Source organism: Streptomyces sp. F001 (assembly GCF_004187715.1).
Classification (GTDB): Bacteria; Actinomycetota; Actinomycetes; order Streptomycetales; family Streptomycetaceae; genus Streptomyces; species Streptomyces flavusporus.
This window is the reverse complement of record NZ_QZWF01000001.1, coordinates 1364429-1382900: the sequence shown is the minus strand read 5'-3', so window position 1 is coordinate 1382900 and position 18472 is coordinate 1364429. Positions and strand designations below refer to the sequence as shown.

Sequence of the window (18472 nt, the reverse complement as noted above, 5' to 3'; positions counted from 1 at the left end):
CGTCAGCTCGCACAGACAGGTCAACGGGGTGAGTCTCCAGCGCACAGAAGCCCGCCACTGGTGGCGCGACGCAGTGATCTACCAGGTGTACGTCCGCAGCTTCCTGGACAGCACCGGCGACGGCATCGGCGATCTCGCCGGCGTCCGGGCCGGGCTGCCGTACCTGAAGAAGCTCGGCGTCGACGGGATCTGGCTGAGCCCCTTCTATCCCTCGCCGCAGCACGACCACGGCTACGACGTGGCCGACTACTGCGACGTCGACCCGACCTTCGGCGACCTCGCCGAGTTCGACCTGCTGGTGACGGCCGCCCGGCGGCTCGGCATCAAGGTGCTGCTGGATATCGTGCCCAACCACTGCTCCAGCGAGCACCCCTTGTTCCGCGAGGCGCTCGCCGCCGGGCCGGGCAGCGCGGCCCGCGCCCGCTTCCACTTCGCCGACGGCCATGGCCCCGACGGCTCGGAGCCGCCCAACAACTGGCACGCCATGTTCGGCGGACCGGCCTGGAGCCGGGTGACGGAGGCGGACGGGCGGCCCGGCCAGTGGTACCTGCACATGTTCACGCCCGAGCAGCCGGACTGGAACTGGCGCGACCCCGAGGTCCCCGCCGAGTTCGAGAGGATCCTGCGCTTCTGGCTGGACCGGGGTGTCGACGGCTTCCGTATCGACGTCGCCGCCGGGCTCTTCAAGCACCCGGAGCTGCCCGACTCCCCGGACCCCGAGGCCGACGCCCGCACCCGCGACTCGGTCAACCCGCTGGCCTGGAACCAGCCCGAAGTGCACGACGTATGGCGTCAGTGGCGTTCCATATGCGAGGAGTACACCGCCCGCGACGGCCACGAGCGGCTCCTGGTCGGCGAGGTGTCCGTGCCCACCGCCCGCGAGCACGCCCAGTACGTCCGCCACGACGAGCTCCACCAGGCCTTCTTCTTCGACCTGCTCAGCGCCCCCTGGGACACCGACGCCTTCCGCAAGGTCATCTCCGAGGCCATGCAGGACATAGCCGGCACGGGCTCGACGGTCACCTGGGTCCTCAACAACCACGACCAGGTCCGCACCGTCACCCGCTACGGCGAACCCGCCACCGAAGGCAGTGGTCTCGGTGCAGCCCGCGCCCGGGCCGCCGCGCTGCTCATGCTGGCGCTGCCCGGAGCCGCGTACATCTACCAGGGCGAGGAGCTGGGCCTGCCCGAGGTCGTCGATCTGCCCGACGACGTGCTCACCGACCCGATCTTCCGCCGCACCGGCAGCCGGGCCCGGATCCGCGACGGCTGCCGGGTGCCGCTGCCGTGGTCGGGACAGGCCTCGCCGTTCGGCTTCACCTCCGGGGTCGAGGGCGCCAAACCGTGGCTGCCGCAGCCGGAGTGGTTCGCCGAGCACGCCACGGACCGCGCCCTCGCCGACACCCGCTCCTTCTGGCACCTGTATCGCGACGGCCTCCAACTGCGCGCTTCACTGCCTCAGTTGGGCGAGGGCTCGCTGCGCTGGCTGGACACCCCGCCCGGTGTCCTGGCCTTCGTCCGCGGCGACGACCTGGTCTGTGCCGTCAACTTCGGCACCGCCCCCACGCCCGCGCCGGTCTCCGGCACCCCGCTGCTGTCCAGCGGCCCCTGTCCGGCCGGGGTGCTGCCCGGCTCGACGGCCGCCTGGTGGATCAACGACCTCTGATCTTCCGTCAACTCCCCATGATTCGAAGGGACATCAACGATGATGCGACGACGTACCACCCTGCTCACGAGCTGCACCGCCCTCGTCCTGGCGCTCGGCGCGACCGCCTGCGGCGGCGGCCCGGTCACGGCCGGCGGCGGCGACAAGGCGCTCAGCGGCCAGACGGTCACCGTGGCCGGCGTCTGGTCCGGCAGCGAGCAGGAGAACTTCCAGAAGGTGCTCGACGCCTTCAGCGAGAAGACCGGAGCCAAGACCCAGTTCGTCTCCACCGGGGACAACGTCTCCACCGTCGTCGGCAGCAAGATCGAGGGCGGCAACGCCCCCGACGTCGTGATGGTCCCGCAGGTCGGCGTGCTCCAGCAGTTCGCGAAGGAGGACTGGCTCAAGCCGCTGTCCAAGACCGCACAGCAGTCCGTCGACGCCAACTACGCCGATGTCTGGAAGACGTACGGCAGCGTCGACGGCACGCTGTACGGCCTGTACTTCAAGGCGGCCCACAAGTCGACCGTCTGGTACAGCCCCGACGCCCTCGCCCAGGCCGGGGTCGAGCCGCCGAAGACGTACGAGGAGATGCTGGAGGCCGGGCAGACCGTCTCCGACTCCGGGCTCGCCGCCTTCGCGGTCGCCGGGCAGGACGGCTGGACGCTCACCGACTGGTTCGAGAACATCTACCTCTCCCAGGCCGGACCCGAGAAGTACGACGCCCTCGCCGCGCACGAGCTGAAGTGGACCGACCCGACCGTGGTCGAGGCGCTCACCACGCTCGGCAAGCTGTTCAAGGACAAGCAGCTGGTGGCGGGCGGGCAGAAGGGAGCCCTCAACACCGACTTCCCGGGCTCGGTGGAGAAGGTGTTCGGGCCGAAGCCCGAGGCGGGCATGGTCTACGAGGGCGACTTCGTCGCCGGGGTCGCCAAGGACCAGTTCGGCAAGAGCATCGGCGAGGACGCGAACTTCTTCCCGTTCCCGGCGGTCGACGGCAACACCGCGCCGGTCGTCAGCGGCGGCGACGCGGCCGTCGTCCTGAAGGACGGCAAGAACGCCGAGGCCGGCATGGAGCTCCTGGAGTACCTCGCGACCCCCGAGGCCGCGGCGGTGTGGGCCGAGGCGGGCGGCTTCCTCTCCCCGAACAAGAAGCTCGACCTCGCCTCCTACGGCGACGACGTCACCCGGGCCACCGCCGAGTCCCTGGTCGGCGCGGGCGACTCGGTCCGCTTCGACATGTCCGACCAGGCGCCGGCGGCCTTCGGCGGCACCAAGGGCGCGGGCGAGTGGAAGATCCTGCAGGACTTCCTGCGCGACCCCTCGGACCCGAAGGGCACCGCCGCCGAGCTGGAGGACGCGGCGGCCAAGGCGTACGGGAACTGACGCCATGACCGCAACGCTCGTGAAAGAGGCGAGCCCTCCGGCCGCCGCCGGTGCCGGAAGCGGCCGGCGCCCGCGGCGTCGGGGGCGGATCGTCGCCCTGCTGTTCGTCTTCCCCGCGCTGCTCCTGCTGGGTGCGCTGGTCGTGTACCCCGTGCTGTTCTCCGTCGGCCGCAGCTTCTTCGACGCCTCCGGGACACAGTTCGTCGGCGGCGACAACTACACCGAGATGTTCCGCGACCCGGCGACGCTCAAGGCCGTACGCAACACGGCGATCTGGGTCGTGGTGGCGCCGACGCTGCTGACCGGGCTGGGGCTGATCCTGGCCGTCCTGGTGGAGAAGGTCCGCTGGGCGACGGCGTTCAAGCTGCTGCTGTTCATGCCGATGGCGGTGTCCTTCCTCGCCGCGGGCATCATCTTCCGGCTCGCCTACGACGAGGATCCGGACAAGGGTGTCCTGAACGCCGCTGTGGTCGGCGTCCACGACGCCTTCCAGGGCACGTCGTCCTATCCGACGGCCCGGGCGCGTGACGGCCAGGGCATGACCAAGGAGGCGGGCGGGGCGTACCGGACGACCGCGGGCGTGTCGCCGGGGGACACGGTGGCGCTCGGCCTGGTCGGCGTGCTGCCCGGTGACCTGCCCGGCGATGCCGGGCCCGCGTACCCGGCGGCCGAACGCAAGGCCGCCCCCGGTGAGCTGCGCGGAGTCGTGTACCTGGACTTCACGCCCGGCGGCGGAGGGGAGCAGGGCAGGGTCGACCGGCGGGAGAGCGGGCTGCCGGAGATGACCGTCGAAGCGGTGCGCGACGGGAGGACGGCCGGCACGACGACCACCGCGTCCGACGGCTCCTTCCGCTTCGAGGGGCTGGAGGCGGGCTCGTACACGGTGCGGCTGCCCGCCTCGAACTTCGCGCCGCCCTACGAGGGCGTCTCCTGGCTGGGGCCGGCGCTGGTGACGCCCGCGATCATCGGCGCGTATCTGTGGATCTGGACCGGCTTCGCGATGGTGCTGATCGGCGCAGGGCTGTCGACGCTGCCCCGGGACGCGCTGGAGGCGGCGCGGATGGACGGCGCCAACGAGTGGCAGATCTTCCGGAAGATCACGGTGCCGCTGCTCGCGCCGGTGCTGACCGTGGTGTTCGTGACCCTCATGATCAACGTGATGAAGGTCTTCGACCTCGTCTACATCATCGCGCCCGGCCCGGTGCAGGAGGACGCGACCGTCCTGGCGACGCAGATGTGGCTGGTGTCCTTCGGCGGGGGCAACGACCAGGGGCTCGGCAGTGCGCTCGGTGTGCTGCTCCTGCTCCTGGTGATCCCCGCGATGGTCTTCAACGTCCGCCGTTTCCGAAGGAGTCAGCGATGAACGCCGTCCGACGGGGCCTGGGCAACAGCCTGGTCCAGGCCTTCCTCGTGGTGGTGGGTCTGATCTGGCTCACCCCGTTGGCCGGGCTGTTCCTGTCGTCGCTGCGGTCCGCCGAGGACACGGCGAAGGGCGGCTGGTGGACGGTGTTCACCAGCCCCGGCCAACTGTCCTTCGACAACTACTCCGCGCTGCTGGAGAACGCCGGGATCACACAGGCGTTCTGGAACACCGTGCTGATCTCGGTCCCGGCCACGGTGCTGGTCGTCGTCATCGCGGCACTCGCCGGATACGCCTTCGCCTGGCTGGACTTCCCCGGCCGTGAGCCGCTCTTCCTGCTCGTGGTCGCGCTGCTGGTGGTGCCGGTGCAGATCGGCCTGCTGCCGGTGGCCAAACTCTTCGGCCAGCTGGGGCTGTTCGGCACGATCCCGGGCGTGGTGCTCTTCCACGTGGCCTACGGTCTGCCGTTCGCGGTGTTCCTGCTGCGCAACTACTTCGCCGAGATACCGAAGGAGATGCTGGAGGCGGCACGCATGGACGGCGGCAGCGAGTGGCGCATCTTCACCCGCCTCATCCTGCCGGTGGGCCGGCCCGCCATCGCCAGCCTGGCCATCTTCCAGTTCCTGTGGGTCTGGAACGACATGCTGGTGGCCCTGCTGTTCGCGGACAGCTCCGCGCAGCCGCTGACCGTCGAACTCCAGTCACAGATCCGGCAGTTCGGCAGCAACATCGACGTACTGGCGCCGGGCGCCTTCGTGTCGCTGATCGTGCCGGTGGCGGTGTTCTTCGCCTTCCAGCGGCACTTTGTGCAGGGGGTGATGGCGGGATCGGTGAAGTAGAAGCAGGGGCGGCAGGGGCCGGAACCCCGTGCCGCCCCGTCCGTCACGGTGACGCCGGCGGATACAGCGACCTCGGCAGCTGGGATGCCGCCGCCGAGTCCAGCAGCCACAGGGTGCGGGCGCGGCCGTACGCGCCGGCGGCCGGGGCCTGGATCTCGCCGGCGCCCGAGAGGGCGATCGCCGCGGCATTGGCCTTGTCCTCGCCGGCCGCCAGCAGCCAGACCTCACGCGCCGCTCGGATGGCGGGCAGCGTGAGGGTGACCCGGGTCGGCGGCGGCTTGGGGGCGCCGTGGACGCCGACGACCGTGCGGTCCGTCTCCCGTACGGCGGGCAGTTCCGGGAACAGCGAGGCCACGTGGGTGTCCGGGCCGACGCCCAGCATCAGGACGTCGAAGGTGGGGACCGCGCCGTGGTTCTCCGGGCCTGCCGCGCGGGCCAGTTCCTCGGCGTAGGCGGCTGCGGCGGCGTCCACGTCCGAGCCGTACGGGCCGTCCGACGCGGGCATGGCGTGCACGCGCTTCGGGTCCAGCGGGACGGAGTCGAGGAGAGCCTCGCGGGCCTGGGTGACGTTGCGGCCGGGGTCGCCCTCGGGAAGGAAGCGCTCGTCGCCCCACCAGAGGTCCAGGCGGCCCCAGTCGATGGCGTCCCGGGCGGGCGCGGCGGCCAGTGCGGCCAGCAGGCCGTTGCCGTTGCGGCCGCCGGTCAGTACGACGGATGCACTGCCGCGCGAGGCCTGGGCGTCCACGATCTTCGTGATCAGCCGGGCCGCGGCGGCCTGCGCCATCAGCTCCTTGTCGTGGTGGACCACGAGTTGGGGAGTGTTCACTTCGCCGCCGCCTTCTTCACCGGTGCCGGCGACGCCGCGTCCTTCGCGGGAGCTTTCGCAGCCGTGTCGACGGGAGCCCGGACCGCGACTGCTTCTCCTTTGGCCGGCGGCCCGGCCTCCGCAGCCTTGCCGCTCGACGGGTTCAGCCGGTCCACGCCGTACCGCAGCGCCGACGCGTAGGTGTCGTCCGGGTCCAGCCGCCGCAGCTCCTCCGCGATCAGCTCGGCCGTCTCCCGGCGCTTGAGCGCCACCGCACGGTCCGGCTGCCCCTGGATGGACAGGGTCGCCAGGGAGCCGTCCGCGCGGTCGAGTGCGATCGCACCGCAGTCGGTGTCCATGCGGACCGCGGTGAGACCGGGGCCGGAGGACAGCGAGCGCTTGACAGGGACGTCCAGCCGGTCCGCGAGCCACATCGCCAGCAGCTCACAGCTCGGATTGAACTCCTCGCCCTCCACCTCGACGCCCGTGACCTCGCAGTCCACCTGGTCCAGGGCGGCGGCCAGCATCGAGCGCCAGGGCGTGATGCGGGTCCACGACAGGTCCGTGTCACCGGGGGTGTAGGTCTTGGCGCGGGCGGCCAGGTCCCGCACCGGCTGCTCGGCCGCGTACGAGTCGGTGACCCGGCGCTGGGCCAGCGCACCGAGGGGGTCCTGTGCCGGGTCGAGGGGCGCGTTCACCGGCCACCAGACGACCACGGGGGCGTCGGGCAGCAGCAGCGGCAGGACGACCGACTGGGCGTGGTCGGCCACGTCGCCGTACAGCCGCAGCACGACCGTCTCGCCGGTGCCCGCGTCGGCGCCCACCCGGACCTCGGCGTCCAGGCGGGACTTCGTGCGGTCGCGCGGCGAGCGCGAGACGCGCCTGATGACGACGAGGGTGCGCGAGGGGTGCTCGTGCGAGGCGTCGTTCGCGGCCTTCAGGGCGTCGTAGGCGTTCTCCTCGTCGGTGACGATGACCAGGGTGAGGACCATGCCGACGGCGGGTGTGCCGATGGCGCGGCGGCCCTGCACGAGCGCCTTGTTGATCTTGCTGGCGGTGGTGTCGGTGAGGTCTATCTTCATGGCCGGCGCCAGCTCCGTCCGTCTCGTTCGAGCATGTCGTCCGCCTCGACGGGACCCCACGTTCCCGCCGGGTACTGCGCGGGCTTGCCGTTGGAGTCCCAGTACTCCTCGATCGGGTCGAGGATCTTCCAGGACAGCTCGACCTCCTCGGTGCGCGGGAAGAGGTTCGAGTCACCGAGCAGGACGTCCAGGATGAGCCGCTCGTACGCCTCCGGGCTGGACTCCGTGAAGGACTCGCCGTACGCGAAGTCCATGGAGACGTCCCGGATCTCCATCGAGGTGCCGGGCACCTTGGATCCGAAGCGGACGGTGACGCCCTCGTCGGGCTGGACGCGGATGACGATCGCGTTCTGGCCCAGCTCCTCGGTGGCCGTCGTGTCGAAGGGGGAGTGCGGGGCGCGCTGGAAGACCACCGCGATCTCCGTCACGCGGCGGCCGAGGCGCTTGCCGGTGCGCAGGTAGAAGGGGACGCCAGCCCAGCGGCGGTTGTCGATCCCCAGCTTGATCGCGGCGTAGGTGTCGGTCTTCGACTGGGCGTCGATACCGTCCTCGTCGAGATAGCCGATGACCTTCGCGCCACCCTGCCAGCCGGCCGCGTACTGGCCGCGGACGGTGTCGCGGCCCAGGTCCTTCGGCAGCCGCACGGCGCCGAGCACCTTGGTCTTCTCCGCTGCCAGCGCGTCCGCGCCGAAGGAGGCGGGCTCCTCCATCGCGGTCAGCGCCATCAGCTGGAGCAGGTGGTTCTGGATGACGTCACGGGCGGCGCCGATGCCGTCGTAGTAGCCGGCCCGGCCGCCGATACCGATGTCCTCGGCCATCGTGATCTGCACATGGTCGACGAAGGACCGGTTCCAGATCGGCTCGAACATCGTGTTGGCGAAGCGCAGCGCCAGGATGTTCTGGACGGTCTCCTTGCCCAGGTAGTGGTCGATGCGGAAGACCTGGTCCGGGGCGAAGACCTCGTGCACGACCTTGTTGAGCTCCTCGGCCGACTTCAGGTCGTGGCCGAAGGGCTTCTCGATGACCGCGCGCCGCCAGGAGCCGCCCCGCTGGTCGGCAAGGCCGTGCTTCTTCAGCTGCTGGATGACCACCGGGAAGGACCGCGGCGGCACCGACAGATAGAAGGCGAAGTTGCCGCCCGTGCCCTGCGCCTTGTCCAGCTCCTCGATCGTGCCGCGCAGCCGGTCGAAGGCGTCGTCGTCGTCGAAGGTGCCCTGGACGAAGCGCATGCCCTGGATGAGCTGCTGCCAGACCTCCTCGCGGAACGGCGTCCGGGCGTGCTCCTTGACCGCGTCGTGGACCTCCTGCGCGAAGTCCTCGTTCTGCCACTCGCGGCGGGCGAACCCGACCAGCGAGAAGCCCGGCGGCAGCAGACCCCGGTTGGCGAGGTCGTACACCGCGGGCATCAGCTTCTTTCGTGACAAATCGCCCGTGACGCCAAAAATGACCAGGCCCGACGGCCCCGCGATACGCGGGAGCCGTCGGTCTGCGGGGTCACGCAGCGGGTTGCTGCTCGACAAGGTTTCAGCCCTCCGAAGGGGCGAGGCGCTTGAGTTCGGCCTCGGTCGACGCCAGCAGGTCGTTCCAGGACGCCTCGAACTTCTCGACGCCCTCGTCCTCCAGCAGCTGGACGACGTCGTCGTACTTGATTCCGAGCCGCTCGACCGCGTCCAGGTCGGCACGGGCCTGCTCGTAGGTACCGGCCACAGTGTTGCCGGTGATCTCACCGTGGTCCTCGGTGGCCAGCAGGGTGGCCTCCGGCATGGTGTTCACGGTGTTCGGCGCGACCAGGTCGTCGACGTACATGGTGTCCTTGTACGCCTTGTCCTTCACACCGGTCGACGCCCACAGCGGACGCTGCTTGTTCGCGCCCGCGCTCTCCAACGCGCTCCAGCGGTCGGAGGAGAAGACCTCCTCGTACGCCTGGTAGGCGAGCCGTGCGTTGGCGACGGCGGCCTTGCCGCGCAGCGCCTTGGCCTCGGGCGTGCCGAGCGCGTCGATCCGCTTGTCGATCTCGGTGTCCACCCGGGACACGAAGAAGGACGCCACCGAGTGGATCAGGGAGAGGTCGAGGCCCTTCTCCTTCGCCTTCTCCAGGCCGGAGAGGTAGGCGTCCATGACCTCGCGGTAGCGCTCCAGCGAGAAGATCAGCGTGACGTTGACGCTGATGCCGTTGCCGATCGTCTCGGTGATCGCCGGCAGGCCCGCCTTGGTGGCCGGGATCTTGATCAGGGTGTTCGGCCGGTCCACCAGCCAGGCCAGCTGCCTGGCCTCGGCGATCGTCGCCTTGGTGTTGTGGGCCAGACGCGGGTCGACCTCGATCGACACCCGGCCGTCCTTGCCGCCGGTCGCCTCGAACACCGGGTGCAGGATGTCGGCGGCGTCCCGGACGTCCGCCGTGGTGATCATGCGGACGGCCTCGTCGACGGTGACCTTGCGGGCGGCGAGGTCCTCGAGCTGCTGCTCGTACCCGTCACCCGACGAGATCGCCTTCTGGAAGATCGTCGGGTTGGTGGTGACGCCCACGACGTGCTGCTGGTCGATCAGCTCGGCGAGGTTGCCGGACGTGATCCGCTTGCGCGACAGGTCGTCCAGCCAGATCGCGACGCCTTCATCGGAGAGGCGCTTCAGTGCGTCTGTCATGGAAATTGCATCTCCTACGTGTCGTATATGAGCGTCAGCGCCGGGTGGCGGCGATCGATTCCCGGGCGGCGGCGGCCACGTTCTCGGCAGTGAAGCCGAACTCGCGGAAAAGGACCTTGCCGTCGGCCGACGCACCGAAGTGCTCGAGGGAAACGATGCGACCGGCGTCCCCGACGTACTTGTGCCAGGTGAGACCGATACCGGCCTCGACCGCGACACGGGCCTTCACGGACGGCGGCAGGACGCTGTCCCGGTACCCCTGGTCCTGCTCCTCGAACCACTCCACGGACGGCATGGACACCACCCGCGTGGGCACGCCGTCGGCCTGGAGCTGCTCGCGCGCCTCGACGGCGACGTGCACCTCGGAACCGGTCGCGATCAGGATGACCTCGGGCTTGCCGCCCTCGGCCTCGAACAGGACGTAACCGCCCTTCGCCGCATCGTCGTTCGGCTCGTACGTCGGCACGCCCTGGCGGGTGAGCGCGAGGCCGTGCGGGGCACCCTTGCCGAACTCCTTGGTGTAGCGCCTGAGGATCTCGCGCCAGGCGATCGCCGTCTCGTTGGCGTCCGCCGGGCGGACCACGTTCAGACCCGGGATCGCCCGCAGCGAGGCCAGGTGCTCGACCGGCTGGTGGGTCGGACCGTCCTCGCCGAGGCCGATGGAGTCGTGCGTCCACACGTACGTCACCGGCAGGTGCATCAGCGCGGACAGGCGCACCGCGTTGCGCATGTAGTCGGAGAACACGAGGAACGTGCCGCCGTAGATACGGGTGTGGCCGTGCAGCGCGATGCCGTTCATCTCCGCGGCCATCGAGTGCTCGCGGATGCCGAAGTGGACGGTCCGGCCGTACGGGTCGGCCTCCGGCAGCGGGTTGTCCGCCGGGAGGAACGACGACGTCTTGTCGATCGTCGTGTTGTTCGAGCCGGCCAGGTCGGCCGAGCCGCCCCACAGCTCGGGGATGACCGGACCGAGCGCCTGCAGCACCTTGCCGGACGCGGCACGCGTGGCGACGCCCTTGCCGGGCTCGAAGACCGGGAGCTTCTCCTCCCAGCCGGTGGGCAACTCGCCCTTGCTGATGCGGTCGAACTCGGCGGCGCGCTCGGGATTGTTGTTGCGCCACTCCTGGAAGGACTTCTCCCACTCGGCCTTGGCCTGACGCCCGCGGTCGAGCGCCTGACGCGTGTGGGCGAGGACCTCGCCTGCGACCTCGAAGGACTGCTCCGGGTCGAAGCCGAGGACGCGCTTGGTGGCCGCGACCTCCTCGTCGCCGAGCGCCGAGCCGTGGGCGGCCTCGGTGTTCTGCGCGTTCGGGGCGGGCCAGGCGATGATCGAGCGCATCGCGATGAAGGACGGCCGGTCCGTGACCTTCTTGGCCTCCTCGATCGCGTTGTAGATCGCGTGCGGGTCGAGGTCGCCGTCCGGCTTCGGAGCAACGCGCTGGACGTGCCAGCCGTAGGCCTCGTACCGCTTGACGGTGTCCTCGGAGACGGCGGTCTCGGTGTCGCCCTCGATCGAGATGTGGTTGTCGTCCCACAGCAGGACCAGGTTGCCGAGCTTCTGGTGGCCCGCGAGGGAGGAGGCCTCGGCGGAGATGCCCTCCTGGAGGCAGCCGTCACCGGCGATGCAGTAGATGAAGTGGTCGAACGGGGACGCGCCCTGCGGGGCGTCCGGGTCGAACAGACCGCGCTCGTAGCGGGCGGCCATCGCCATGCCCACCGCGTTGGCGACACCCTGGCCGAGCGGGCCGGTGGTGGTCTCGACGCCCACGGTGTGGCCGTACTCCGGGTGGCCCGGGGTCTTCGAACCCCACGTCCTGAAGGCCTTCAGATCGTCCAGCTCCAGGCCGAAGCCGGCCAGGTACAGCTGGGTGTAGAGGGTCAGGGACGAGTGGCCGGCGGACAGCACGAAACGGTCCCGCGCCACCCAGTCGGCGTCCGCCGGGTCGTGCCGCATCACCTTCTGGAAGAGGGTGTAGGCGGCCGGCGCGAGGCTCATCGCCGTACCCGGATGGCCGTTGCCGACCTTCTGTACGGCATCGGCGGCCAGGACACGGGCGGTGTCGACGGCCCGCTGGTCCAGCTCGGTCCACTCGAGGTCTGTGGTGGTCGGCTTGGTGCTCACCCTGGGTCAGGGCTCCTCTCCACATGTCGAAGGCCGGTGACCTGGACGTACACCGGCTGCCGGTGTACATCGCGCCCACCGGCCGTTGTCGAGCCTACCCCCGTAAGAACGTGCGTTTTCTCGCGTCATTCCAGACTGCCGGGAGTCGCGGGGATCCGCCCCCCGACCGGGCCATTCCGCATTCGGCAAATGAATACGGAGCCGCTCATCCGACTGCTCAATCGGCCCCCGACATGCACCCCTGAGCACACCGCCCAACACGACCCACCCCCGCGAAGGCCGCAGTATGGGCAACGTCTACAGTGGCGTGGTACGCGCGAGCCTTTACCGGGACTTCACACGGGGAGGCTTGCTGGGATGTCTCTGTCAGGGGTGTGCGTGACGGCCGTTGAATCCCGTCCTGCGGGAGTAACCGGGACGAGCCCGACCCACCGGCCGTTCGGGGCCCGTGTGAAGGCGTTCGTGGCGCTGACCAAGCCGCGGATCATCGAGCTTCTGCTCATCACCACGGTCCCGGTGATGTTCCTTGCCGAGCAGGGTGTGCCGGACCTCTGGCTGGTACTCGCGACCTGCATGGGCGGCTATCTGTCCGCGGGCGGCGCCAACGCGCTGAACATGTACATCGACCGTGACATCGACGCGCTCATGGACCGCACCTCGCAGCGGCCGTTGGTCACCGGCATGGTCTCCCCGCGAGAGGGCCTCGTCTTCGGCATCACCCTCGCCGTCGTCTCCACGCTCTGGTTCGGACTGCTCGTCAACTGGCTGTCCGCGTGGCTGTCGCTGGGCGCCCTGCTGTTCTACGTCGTCGTCTACACGATGATCCTGAAGCGGCGTACGTCGCAGAACATCGTGTGGGGCGGCATCGCGGGCTGCATGCCCGTCCTCATCGGCTGGTCGTCGGTCACGAACTCCCTGTCGTACGCCGCCGCCATCCTCTTCCTCGTCATCTTCTTCTGGACGCCGCCGCACTACTGGCCGCTGTCGATGAAGGTGAAGGACGACTACGCGCGCGTGGGCGTGCCGATGCTTCCGGTCGTCGTCTCGAACAAGGTGGTCGCCCGGCAGATCGTCCTCTACAGCTGGGTGATGGTCGGTGCGTCCCTGCTCCTGCAGCCGCTCGGCTACACCGGCTGGTTCTACACGGTGGTGGCCCTGGTGACGGGCGGCTGGTGGCTGTGGGAGGCCCACGCGCTGCAGGCGCGCGCCCAGGCCGAGGTCACGGGCGCCAAGCTCAAGGAGATGCGCCTGTTCCACTGGTCCATCACCTATGTGTCGCTGCTGTTCGTGGCGGTGGCGGTGGACCCCTTCCTGCGATAGCACTCGTTGACGGGCGGGGTGCGTGGCCAAGGCCACGCACCCCGCCCGTCGCCGTTTGATCTACTCGTCGGTAGCATCCTGACCATGGGAGACACGCAGCAGGTTGACGCGAAGGCCGAGCGCAAGGTGGCCCGCCTCGCCAAGCAGATCAACGCCTTCGCCAAGGCCCACGGCGGTGCCGAGGGCCAGGTCGCGTACATCGGCGACCGCGGCGCCCGGATCGTCCTGGTGGGCGAGGACGGCGGCTGGGGCGACCTGGTGGCGCCGACGTACGCGATCGCGGAGCAGGCCGTGCAGAAGTCCGGCATCACCGTCCACGAGGCTTTCGACGGCGAGTTCGCGGCGAAGGTGAAGACGGGCTCGTACGAGTGGAAGCGCATGGCCGGCATCCAGGTGGGCGGCTGAACCACGGGCCCGCGGCCGAACAGGCACCCGAACGCAACACCTCACCCCCGGTTCACCCGTTAGGACTCGTAACCGCACGAGCCACGGGGAGCCCGGATGATCGAAACGCCGTCCCTGGTGGACCAGTACTGCCACGGCGTCCTGACAACAGAGCTGGGCCTCGGCACCTTCGAGGCCCAGCTGTCCGCACCGAGGGCCCACCCGCCCCCGGCACCACCCTCTTCGACACCCAGACCGGCTTCGCCGTACGGAGATGGTGCCCCCCGCTGCTCGGCCTGGAGCCGCACTGCCCGCCTGCCCGCTATCTCGCCCGGCGTCGCGAACTCGGCGTACCGGATGCGGTCCGGCGTCTGCTGCGTGGCAGCGGAATCACCACGTATCTGGTCGACACCGGGCTGCCCGGCGACCTCACCGGCCCCTCCGAGATGGCCTCCGCCTCGGCCGCCGAGGCGCGTGAGATCGTCCGTCTGGAGCTGCTGGCCGAGCAGGTGGCCGACACCTCCGGCACCGTCGAGTCGTTCCTCGCCAACCTCGCCGAGTCGGTGCACGGAGCCGCCGCGAACGCCGTCGCCTTCACGTCCGTGGCGGGCGTGCGGCACGGCCTCGCGCTCGCGCCCGAGCCGCCGGGGCCGGGCGAGGTACGGGGCGCGGCGGGCCGCTGGCTGGCCGCACGCCGGGTCGGCGGGGAGCTGAGCGACCCGGTGCTGCTACGGCACCTGCTGTGGATCGCGGTCGCCTCCGGGCTGCCGCTCCAACTGCACGCGGGACTCGGTGAGCCGGGACTGCGCATCGACCGTACGGATCCGGTGCTGCTCACCGATTTCGTGCGGGCGACGGCCGGCCTGGGCACCGACCTGGTCCTGCTGCACGGCTACCCGTACCACCGCCACGCCGCCCACCTCGCCGGCGTCTTCCCGCATGTCTACGCCGACTCGGGCGCGGCCCTGGTGCGCACCGGCGCCCGGGCTGCGACCGTCCTTGCCGAGATCCTGGAGCTGGCCCCCTTCGGCAAGATCCTCTTCTCCAGCGGCGCCCAAGGGCTGCCCGAGCTGCACGTGGTGGGAGCGCGCCTGTTCCGGGAGGCCCTGGGACGGGTGCTGGGAAGCTGGGTGGCCGACGGCGCCTGGTCGCTGGAGGACGCGCAGCGGGTCGCCGGGCTGATCGCGGCGGGGAACGCGCGCAGGGTGTACGGGCTGGAGTGAGGTGTCCAGACTGGGTTCATGCCGACCGCTGCGTTACTCGACCGTTTTCTCACCGAGCTCCGGGCTCTGGCCCCCGTCGCCGTCTGGGCGCACGGCTCGCTCGCCGGTGGCGACTACCAGGAGGGCCGCAGTGACCTCGACCTGATCGCGGTGGTGCCGGGGCCGTTGACGCCGAGCGCCGTGTGGCGTGTGGCGGTGCTGCACAACCGACTGCGCGCCGAGCCGCTCGCCGCCAAGCTGCACTGCAGCTATCTCACTCCCGACGCTCTCGACGACTCCGGGCGACCGCATCTGACCTGGGCCCACCGTCGGTTGATGCGCCGGCCGGTCACCCCCGTCACCCGCCGCGAACTGCACACCTTCGGCCGGGTTCTGCACGGGGCGCCACCGGCTGGCCTGCTGCCGCCCGTGTCGGACCGGGAGCTCAACGACTTCGTCGTCCGCGACCAGCGGGAGTTCTGGCGGCCGGTGGTGCGCAGGGCGCGGCCGTGGACGCAGGACGACTGGGTGGACGTGGGCCTGACGACCTTCGCCCGCGCGAGCGTCACCCTGCGGGAGGGCCGTCTGATCACCAAGCGGGAGGCCCTGGAGGTGCTGCCCGCTCTCGGGGCGCCCGTCGAGGTGGTCGAGGACATCCGTCGGCGGCGCTACGGGGATCCCGCCCCGCCCGCCGAGCAGTGGACGGCCCGGCGGGGCGAGCTGACCAGGAGCTACCTGGGGTCGGCCATCGACGCGCTGGTCGCGGCGTACGCCTGAGTCGTCGGCGCCGAAACGTCGTCGGCCTGGTCGAGCGGCCCGCGTTCACGCAGCGACAGCAGCACGAGCACCGCGCCGATCCACACCAGGCACGAGCCGAACATGTGCGCGCCGACCAGCACCTCGGGGAGGTCCGTGAAGTACTGGACGTAGCCGATGGCGCCCTGGGCGAGCAGGATCAGGAACAGGTCACGCGTGCGGTTCAGCGGACCCTTGGGGGCGGCGATCGCCTTGAGGACGAACCACAGGGCGAAGGTCAGCGTCACCACGACCCAGGCCAGGACGGCGTGCACCTTGCTGACGTCCTCCCAGGTCATGCCCATCGGCAGGTCCATGCGCGGCACCTCGCTGGAGTCGCCCGCGTGCGGACCCGTGCCGGTGACCACCGTGCCGACCGCGATCAGCGCGGCGGTGACGCCGACCAGGACCCACACCAGCTGCTGCACGACCTTGCCGACCAGCGGACGCGGCGCCTCGTCGCCCTCCCGGGTGCGCCGCCACATCACCGTGGCGACCGCGATCAGGACCGACGACAGGAGGAAGTGGGCCGCGACCGTGTACGGGTTGAGGCCCACGAGCACGACGATGCCGCCGAGCACCGCGTTGCCCATGACGAGCCAGAACTGCGCCCAGCCCAGCCGGGTCAGGCTGCGCCGACGGGGCTTCTCGGAGCGCGCGGCGATGATCGCCCAGCCGACCGCGGCGCACAGCACGTAGGCGAGCAGGCGGTTGCCGAACTCGATGACGCCGTGCAGGCCCATCTCCCGGGTGGCGGTCAGGGAGTCGGCGGTGCACTTGGGCCAGGTCGGGCAGCCGAGGCCCGAGCCGGTCAGCCGTACTGCGCCGCCGGTGACCACGATGACCACCGACATGACGAGCGCGGCGAGGGCCGCCCGCTGAACCGTCCGGGGTGTCGGGGTCCAGCGTGCGGCGATGAAAGCGAGGGGGTTGCGCGCGGCGGCTGCTGCGTCGGCGCGGGTCACGTTTGGCACGCCGACCATCGTAGGCGGGGGCTTGTGCACGCTTTCACGAGGGGTCCCGGGGAGGCTCGTCCCTCACTCCCAACGGAAGAACTTCCCCGCCGCCGCCAGGCCCACCACCGCCCACGCGGCGAGGATCCCGAGATCGCCCCAGGGCATCCCGGCCCCGTGCTGGAGCACGTCCCGCAGGCCGTCCGACAGCGCCGAGATGGGCAGCAGGCCCAGCGCGCTCTGCGCGGCGTCCGGGAACTTGTCCAGCGGGACGATCACCCCGCCGCCGACGAGCAGCAGCAGGAAGACCAGGTTCGCGGCGGCCAGCGTGGCCTCCGCCTTCAGGGTTCCGGCCATCAGCAGGCCGAGGCCCGAGAAGGCCGCCGTGCCGACGATCAGCAGGAGGAGCACGGCGAGGGGGTTGCCGTGCGGCGACCAGCCCAGCGCGAAGGCGATCACCGTCACCAGGAGTACCTGGAGGACCTCGGTGACCAGGACCGACGCCGTCTTCGCCGTCATCAGCCCCCAGCGCGGCAGCGGCGAGGAGGCGAGCCGCTTGAGCACGCCGTAACGGCGTTCGAAGCCCGTCCCGATGGCCTGGCCCGTGAACGCCGTCGACATCACGGCGAGCGCGAGGATGCCGGGCGCGACGAAGTCGACGGCCTCGCCGGCACCGGTGTCGACGATGTCGACCGCACTGAACAGGACGAGCAGCAGCGTCGGGATGATCACCGTCAGCAGCAGCTGCTCGCCGTTGCGCAGCAGCATCCTCGTCTCCAGCGCCGCCTGCGCCGTGATCATGCGGGAGAGCGGGGCGGCGCCGGGCTTCGGCGCGTACATGCCCTTGTCGGCCGTGATCGTCACGAGCGCAGCTCCTTGCCGGCCAGCTCCAGGCTGTGCTTTCCCGGGGGACGCTGCATCCCCTTGCGGCTGCGCCGCGGGCCGGACCCCCGGCAGACGCGCGTGCTGGCCGGAATCATGAGCGCAACTCCTTGCCCGTGAGCTCGAGAAAAACGTCCTCCAGGGTGTGCCGTTCCACCGAGATCCGGTCCGGCATCACCCCGTGCTGTGCGCACCACGAGGTCACCGTCGCCAGCAGCTGGGGATCGACCTTGCCGGCCACCCGGTACGAGCCCGGCGTCAGCTCGGCGGCCGCGCAGTCCGCGGGGAGCGCCTTGAGTAGCGAGCCGACGTCGAGGCCGGGGCGGCCGGTGAAGCGCAGGGTGTTCTCGGCGCCGCCGCGGCACAGCTCCTCGGGGGAGCCCTGGGCGATGACCCTGCCCCCGTCGATGATCGCGACGTCGTCCGCGAGCTGTTCGGCCTCGTCCATGTAGTGGGTCGTGAGGATCACGGAGACGCCGTCCTCCTTCAGGTCCCGTACGAGATCCCAGGTGGCGCGGCGGGCCTGCGGGTCGAGGCCCGCGGTCGGCTCGTCCAGGAACACCAGTTCCGGGCGCCCGACCACGGCCATCGCCAGCGCGAGCCGCTGCTGCTGGCCGCCGGAGAGGCGACGGTAGGAGGTCCGGCCGCAGCTGCCGAGGCCGAGGCGTTCGATCAGCGCGTCCACGTCCAGCGGGTGCGCGTGCAACCGGGCCACGTGGCGGAGCATCTCGTCCGCGCGGGCGCCGGAGTAGACGCCGCCGGACTGGAGCATCACGCCGATCCGCGGGTGCAGCTCGCGGGTCTGCCGCACCGGGTCGAGGCCCAGGACGCGCACGGTGCCGGAGTCCGGCCTGCGGTACCCCTCGCACGTCTCGACGGTGGTCGTCTTGCCGGCGCCGTTGGGTCCGAGAACGGCGGTGATGCCCGCCCCGGCCACCAGGTCGAGGCCGTTCACCGCGGTCTTGTCGCCGTACCGCTTCACCAAGGCCTGGACCTGGAGCACGGGCTCGCTTCGCATGGGTCCAGAGTCTAGGTAAGGGGCCCGGTCCCTCGG

Annotated in this window: 15 protein-coding genes and 1 pseudogene; 8 read left to right on the top strand and 8 right to left on the bottom strand. The window is 70.6% G+C overall.

The features are described 5' to 3' along the window. The first annotated feature begins 28 nt into the window (after nucleotides 1–28). Genes StrepF001_RS06400 through StrepF001_RS06385 form a run of 4 tightly spaced genes read left to right on the top strand, consistent with a single transcriptional unit; the run spans nucleotide 29 to nucleotide 5230 of the window. Complete coding sequence (locus tag StrepF001_RS06400) at nucleotides 29–1666, top strand: glycoside hydrolase family 13 protein (RefSeq protein ID WP_129797275.1); 1638 nt, start codon at nucleotides 29–31, stop codon at nucleotides 1664–1666. 39 nt (nucleotides 1667–1705) lie between these two features. Continuing rightward, nucleotides 1706–3031: an ABC transporter substrate-binding protein gene (locus StrepF001_RS06395; protein ID WP_129797274.1), complete on the top strand. Its 1326-nt coding sequence runs from the start codon at nucleotides 1706–1708 to the stop codon at nucleotides 3029–3031. Nucleotides 3032–3035: 4 nt separating this feature from the next. Beyond that, on the top strand, nucleotides 3036–4394 hold the full coding sequence (locus tag StrepF001_RS06390; protein WP_129797273.1) for a sugar ABC transporter permease: 1359 nt from the start codon (nucleotides 3036–3038) through the stop codon (nucleotides 4392–4394). Next, nucleotides 4391–5230, top strand: coding sequence for a carbohydrate ABC transporter permease (locus StrepF001_RS06385; RefSeq protein WP_129797272.1), 840 nt, complete (start codon nucleotides 4391–4393; stop codon nucleotides 5228–5230). Before StrepF001_RS06390 ends, StrepF001_RS06385 begins: the two co-directional genes overlap by 4 nt. 43 nt (nucleotides 5231–5273) lie before the next feature. On the opposite strand, the gene pgl is transcribed toward StrepF001_RS06385, so the two are convergent. The 5 genes from pgl to tkt are packed head-to-tail and all read right to left on the bottom strand — an operon-like array spanning nucleotide 5274 to nucleotide 11882. Then, on the bottom strand, nucleotides 5274–6056 hold the full coding sequence (pgl, locus tag StrepF001_RS06380) for a 6-phosphogluconolactonase (protein ID WP_129797271.1): 783 nt from the start codon (nucleotides 6054–6056) through the stop codon (nucleotides 5274–5276). Next, nucleotides 6053–7117, bottom strand: coding sequence for a glucose-6-phosphate dehydrogenase assembly protein OpcA (opcA, locus tag StrepF001_RS06375; RefSeq protein ID WP_129797270.1), 1065 nt, complete (start codon nucleotides 7115–7117; stop codon nucleotides 6053–6055). Before opcA ends, pgl begins: the two co-directional genes overlap by 4 nt. Further along, nucleotides 7114–8637: a glucose-6-phosphate dehydrogenase gene (gene zwf, locus StrepF001_RS06370; RefSeq protein WP_129797269.1), complete on the bottom strand. Its 1524-nt coding sequence runs from the start codon at nucleotides 8635–8637 to the stop codon at nucleotides 7114–7116. Before zwf ends, opcA begins: the two co-directional genes overlap by 4 nt. A 4-nt stretch (nucleotides 8638–8641) precedes the next feature. Next, nucleotides 8642–9760 carry a transaldolase gene (gene tal, locus StrepF001_RS06365; RefSeq protein ID WP_129797268.1) on the bottom strand — a complete coding sequence of 373 codons (1119 nt, stop codon included), beginning with the start codon at nucleotides 9758–9760 and terminating at the stop codon, nucleotides 8642–8644. A gap of 34 nt (nucleotides 9761–9794) precedes the next feature. Continuing rightward, entirely contained in the window at nucleotides 9795–11882 is a 2088-nt protein-coding gene (tkt, locus tag StrepF001_RS06360; protein ID WP_129797267.1) for a transketolase, read from the bottom strand. A gap of 378 nt (nucleotides 11883–12260) precedes the next feature. On the opposite strand from tkt, the gene StrepF001_RS06350 reads away from it, so the two are divergent. The 4 genes and pseudogenes from StrepF001_RS06350 to StrepF001_RS06335 all read left to right on the top strand — a co-directional run bounded on the left by StrepF001_RS06350 (nucleotide 12261) and on the right by StrepF001_RS06335 (nucleotide 15565). Then, nucleotides 12261–13202, top strand: coding sequence for a heme o synthase (locus StrepF001_RS06350; RefSeq protein ID WP_129797266.1), 942 nt, complete (start codon nucleotides 12261–12263; stop codon nucleotides 13200–13202). Nucleotides 13203–13286: 84 nt separating this feature from the next. After that, the gene (locus StrepF001_RS06345; protein ID WP_165396162.1) at nucleotides 13287–13607 is read left to right on the top strand and encodes a hypothetical protein; all 321 of its coding nucleotides are present in this window, start codon (nucleotides 13287–13289) and stop codon (nucleotides 13605–13607) included. Nucleotides 13608–13703: 96 nt separating this feature from the next. Then, nucleotides 13704–14809 (top strand): annotated as a pseudogene (locus StrepF001_RS06340) (amidohydrolase family protein). Between the two features lie 18 nt (nucleotides 14810–14827). Then, the gene (locus StrepF001_RS06335) at nucleotides 14828–15565 is read left to right on the top strand and encodes a nucleotidyltransferase domain-containing protein (protein WP_129797264.1); all 738 of its coding nucleotides are present in this window, start codon (nucleotides 14828–14830) and stop codon (nucleotides 15563–15565) included. On the opposite strand, the gene StrepF001_RS06330 is transcribed toward StrepF001_RS06335, so the two are convergent. From StrepF001_RS06330 to StrepF001_RS06320, 3 genes are all read right to left on the bottom strand, one after another. Beyond that, nucleotides 15520–16566 carry a COX15/CtaA family protein gene (locus StrepF001_RS06330; RefSeq protein ID WP_129797263.1) on the bottom strand — a complete coding sequence of 349 codons (1047 nt, stop codon included), beginning with the start codon at nucleotides 16564–16566 and terminating at the stop codon, nucleotides 15520–15522. The two genes, StrepF001_RS06335 and StrepF001_RS06330, sit on opposite strands and share 46 nt — an antisense overlap. A gap of 54 nt (nucleotides 16567–16620) precedes the next feature. Then, nucleotides 16621–17376, bottom strand: coding sequence for an ABC transporter permease (locus StrepF001_RS06325; RefSeq protein WP_129797526.1), 756 nt, complete (start codon nucleotides 17374–17376; stop codon nucleotides 16621–16623). 136 nt (nucleotides 17377–17512) lie between these two features. Beyond that, a complete protein-coding gene (locus StrepF001_RS06320; protein ID WP_129797262.1) occupies nucleotides 17513–18436 on the bottom strand; it encodes an ABC transporter ATP-binding protein in 924 nt (307 codons plus the stop codon). Nucleotides 18437–18472: the final 36 nt, after the last annotated feature.

Bases quoted from the DNA above. Each gene is read 5' to 3' on its own strand.
- StrepF001_RS06390 (WP_129797273.1), top strand. From the start codon at position 3,036: ATGACCGCAACGCTCGTGAAAGAGGCGAGCCCTCCGGCCGCCGCCGGT.
- StrepF001_RS06395 (WP_129797274.1), top strand. From the start codon at position 1,706: ATGATGCGACGACGTACCACCCTGCTCACGAGCTGCACCGCCCTCGTC.
- StrepF001_RS06335 (WP_129797264.1), top strand. From the start codon at position 14,828: ATGCCGACCGCTGCGTTACTCGACCGTTTTCTCACCGAGCTCCGGGCT.
- StrepF001_RS06320 (WP_129797262.1), bottom strand. From the start codon at position 18,436: ATGCGAAGCGAGCCCGTGCTCCAGGTCCAGGCCTTGGTGAAGCGGTAC.
- StrepF001_RS06330 (WP_129797263.1), bottom strand. From the start codon at position 16,566: ATGGTCGGCGTGCCAAACGTGACCCGCGCCGACGCAGCAGCCGCCGCG.
- StrepF001_RS06345 (WP_165396162.1), top strand. From the start codon at position 13,287: ATGGGAGACACGCAGCAGGTTGACGCGAAGGCCGAGCGCAAGGTGGCC.
- StrepF001_RS06325 (WP_129797526.1), bottom strand. From the start codon at position 17,376: ATGTACGCGCCGAAGCCCGGCGCCGCCCCGCTCTCCCGCATGATCACG.
- StrepF001_RS06385 (WP_129797272.1), top strand. From the start codon at position 4,391: ATGAACGCCGTCCGACGGGGCCTGGGCAACAGCCTGGTCCAGGCCTTC.
- tal (WP_129797268.1), bottom strand. From the start codon at position 9,760: ATGACAGACGCACTGAAGCGCCTCTCCGATGAAGGCGTCGCGATCTGG.
- opcA (WP_129797270.1), bottom strand. From the start codon at position 7,117: ATGAAGATAGACCTCACCGACACCACCGCCAGCAAGATCAACAAGGCG.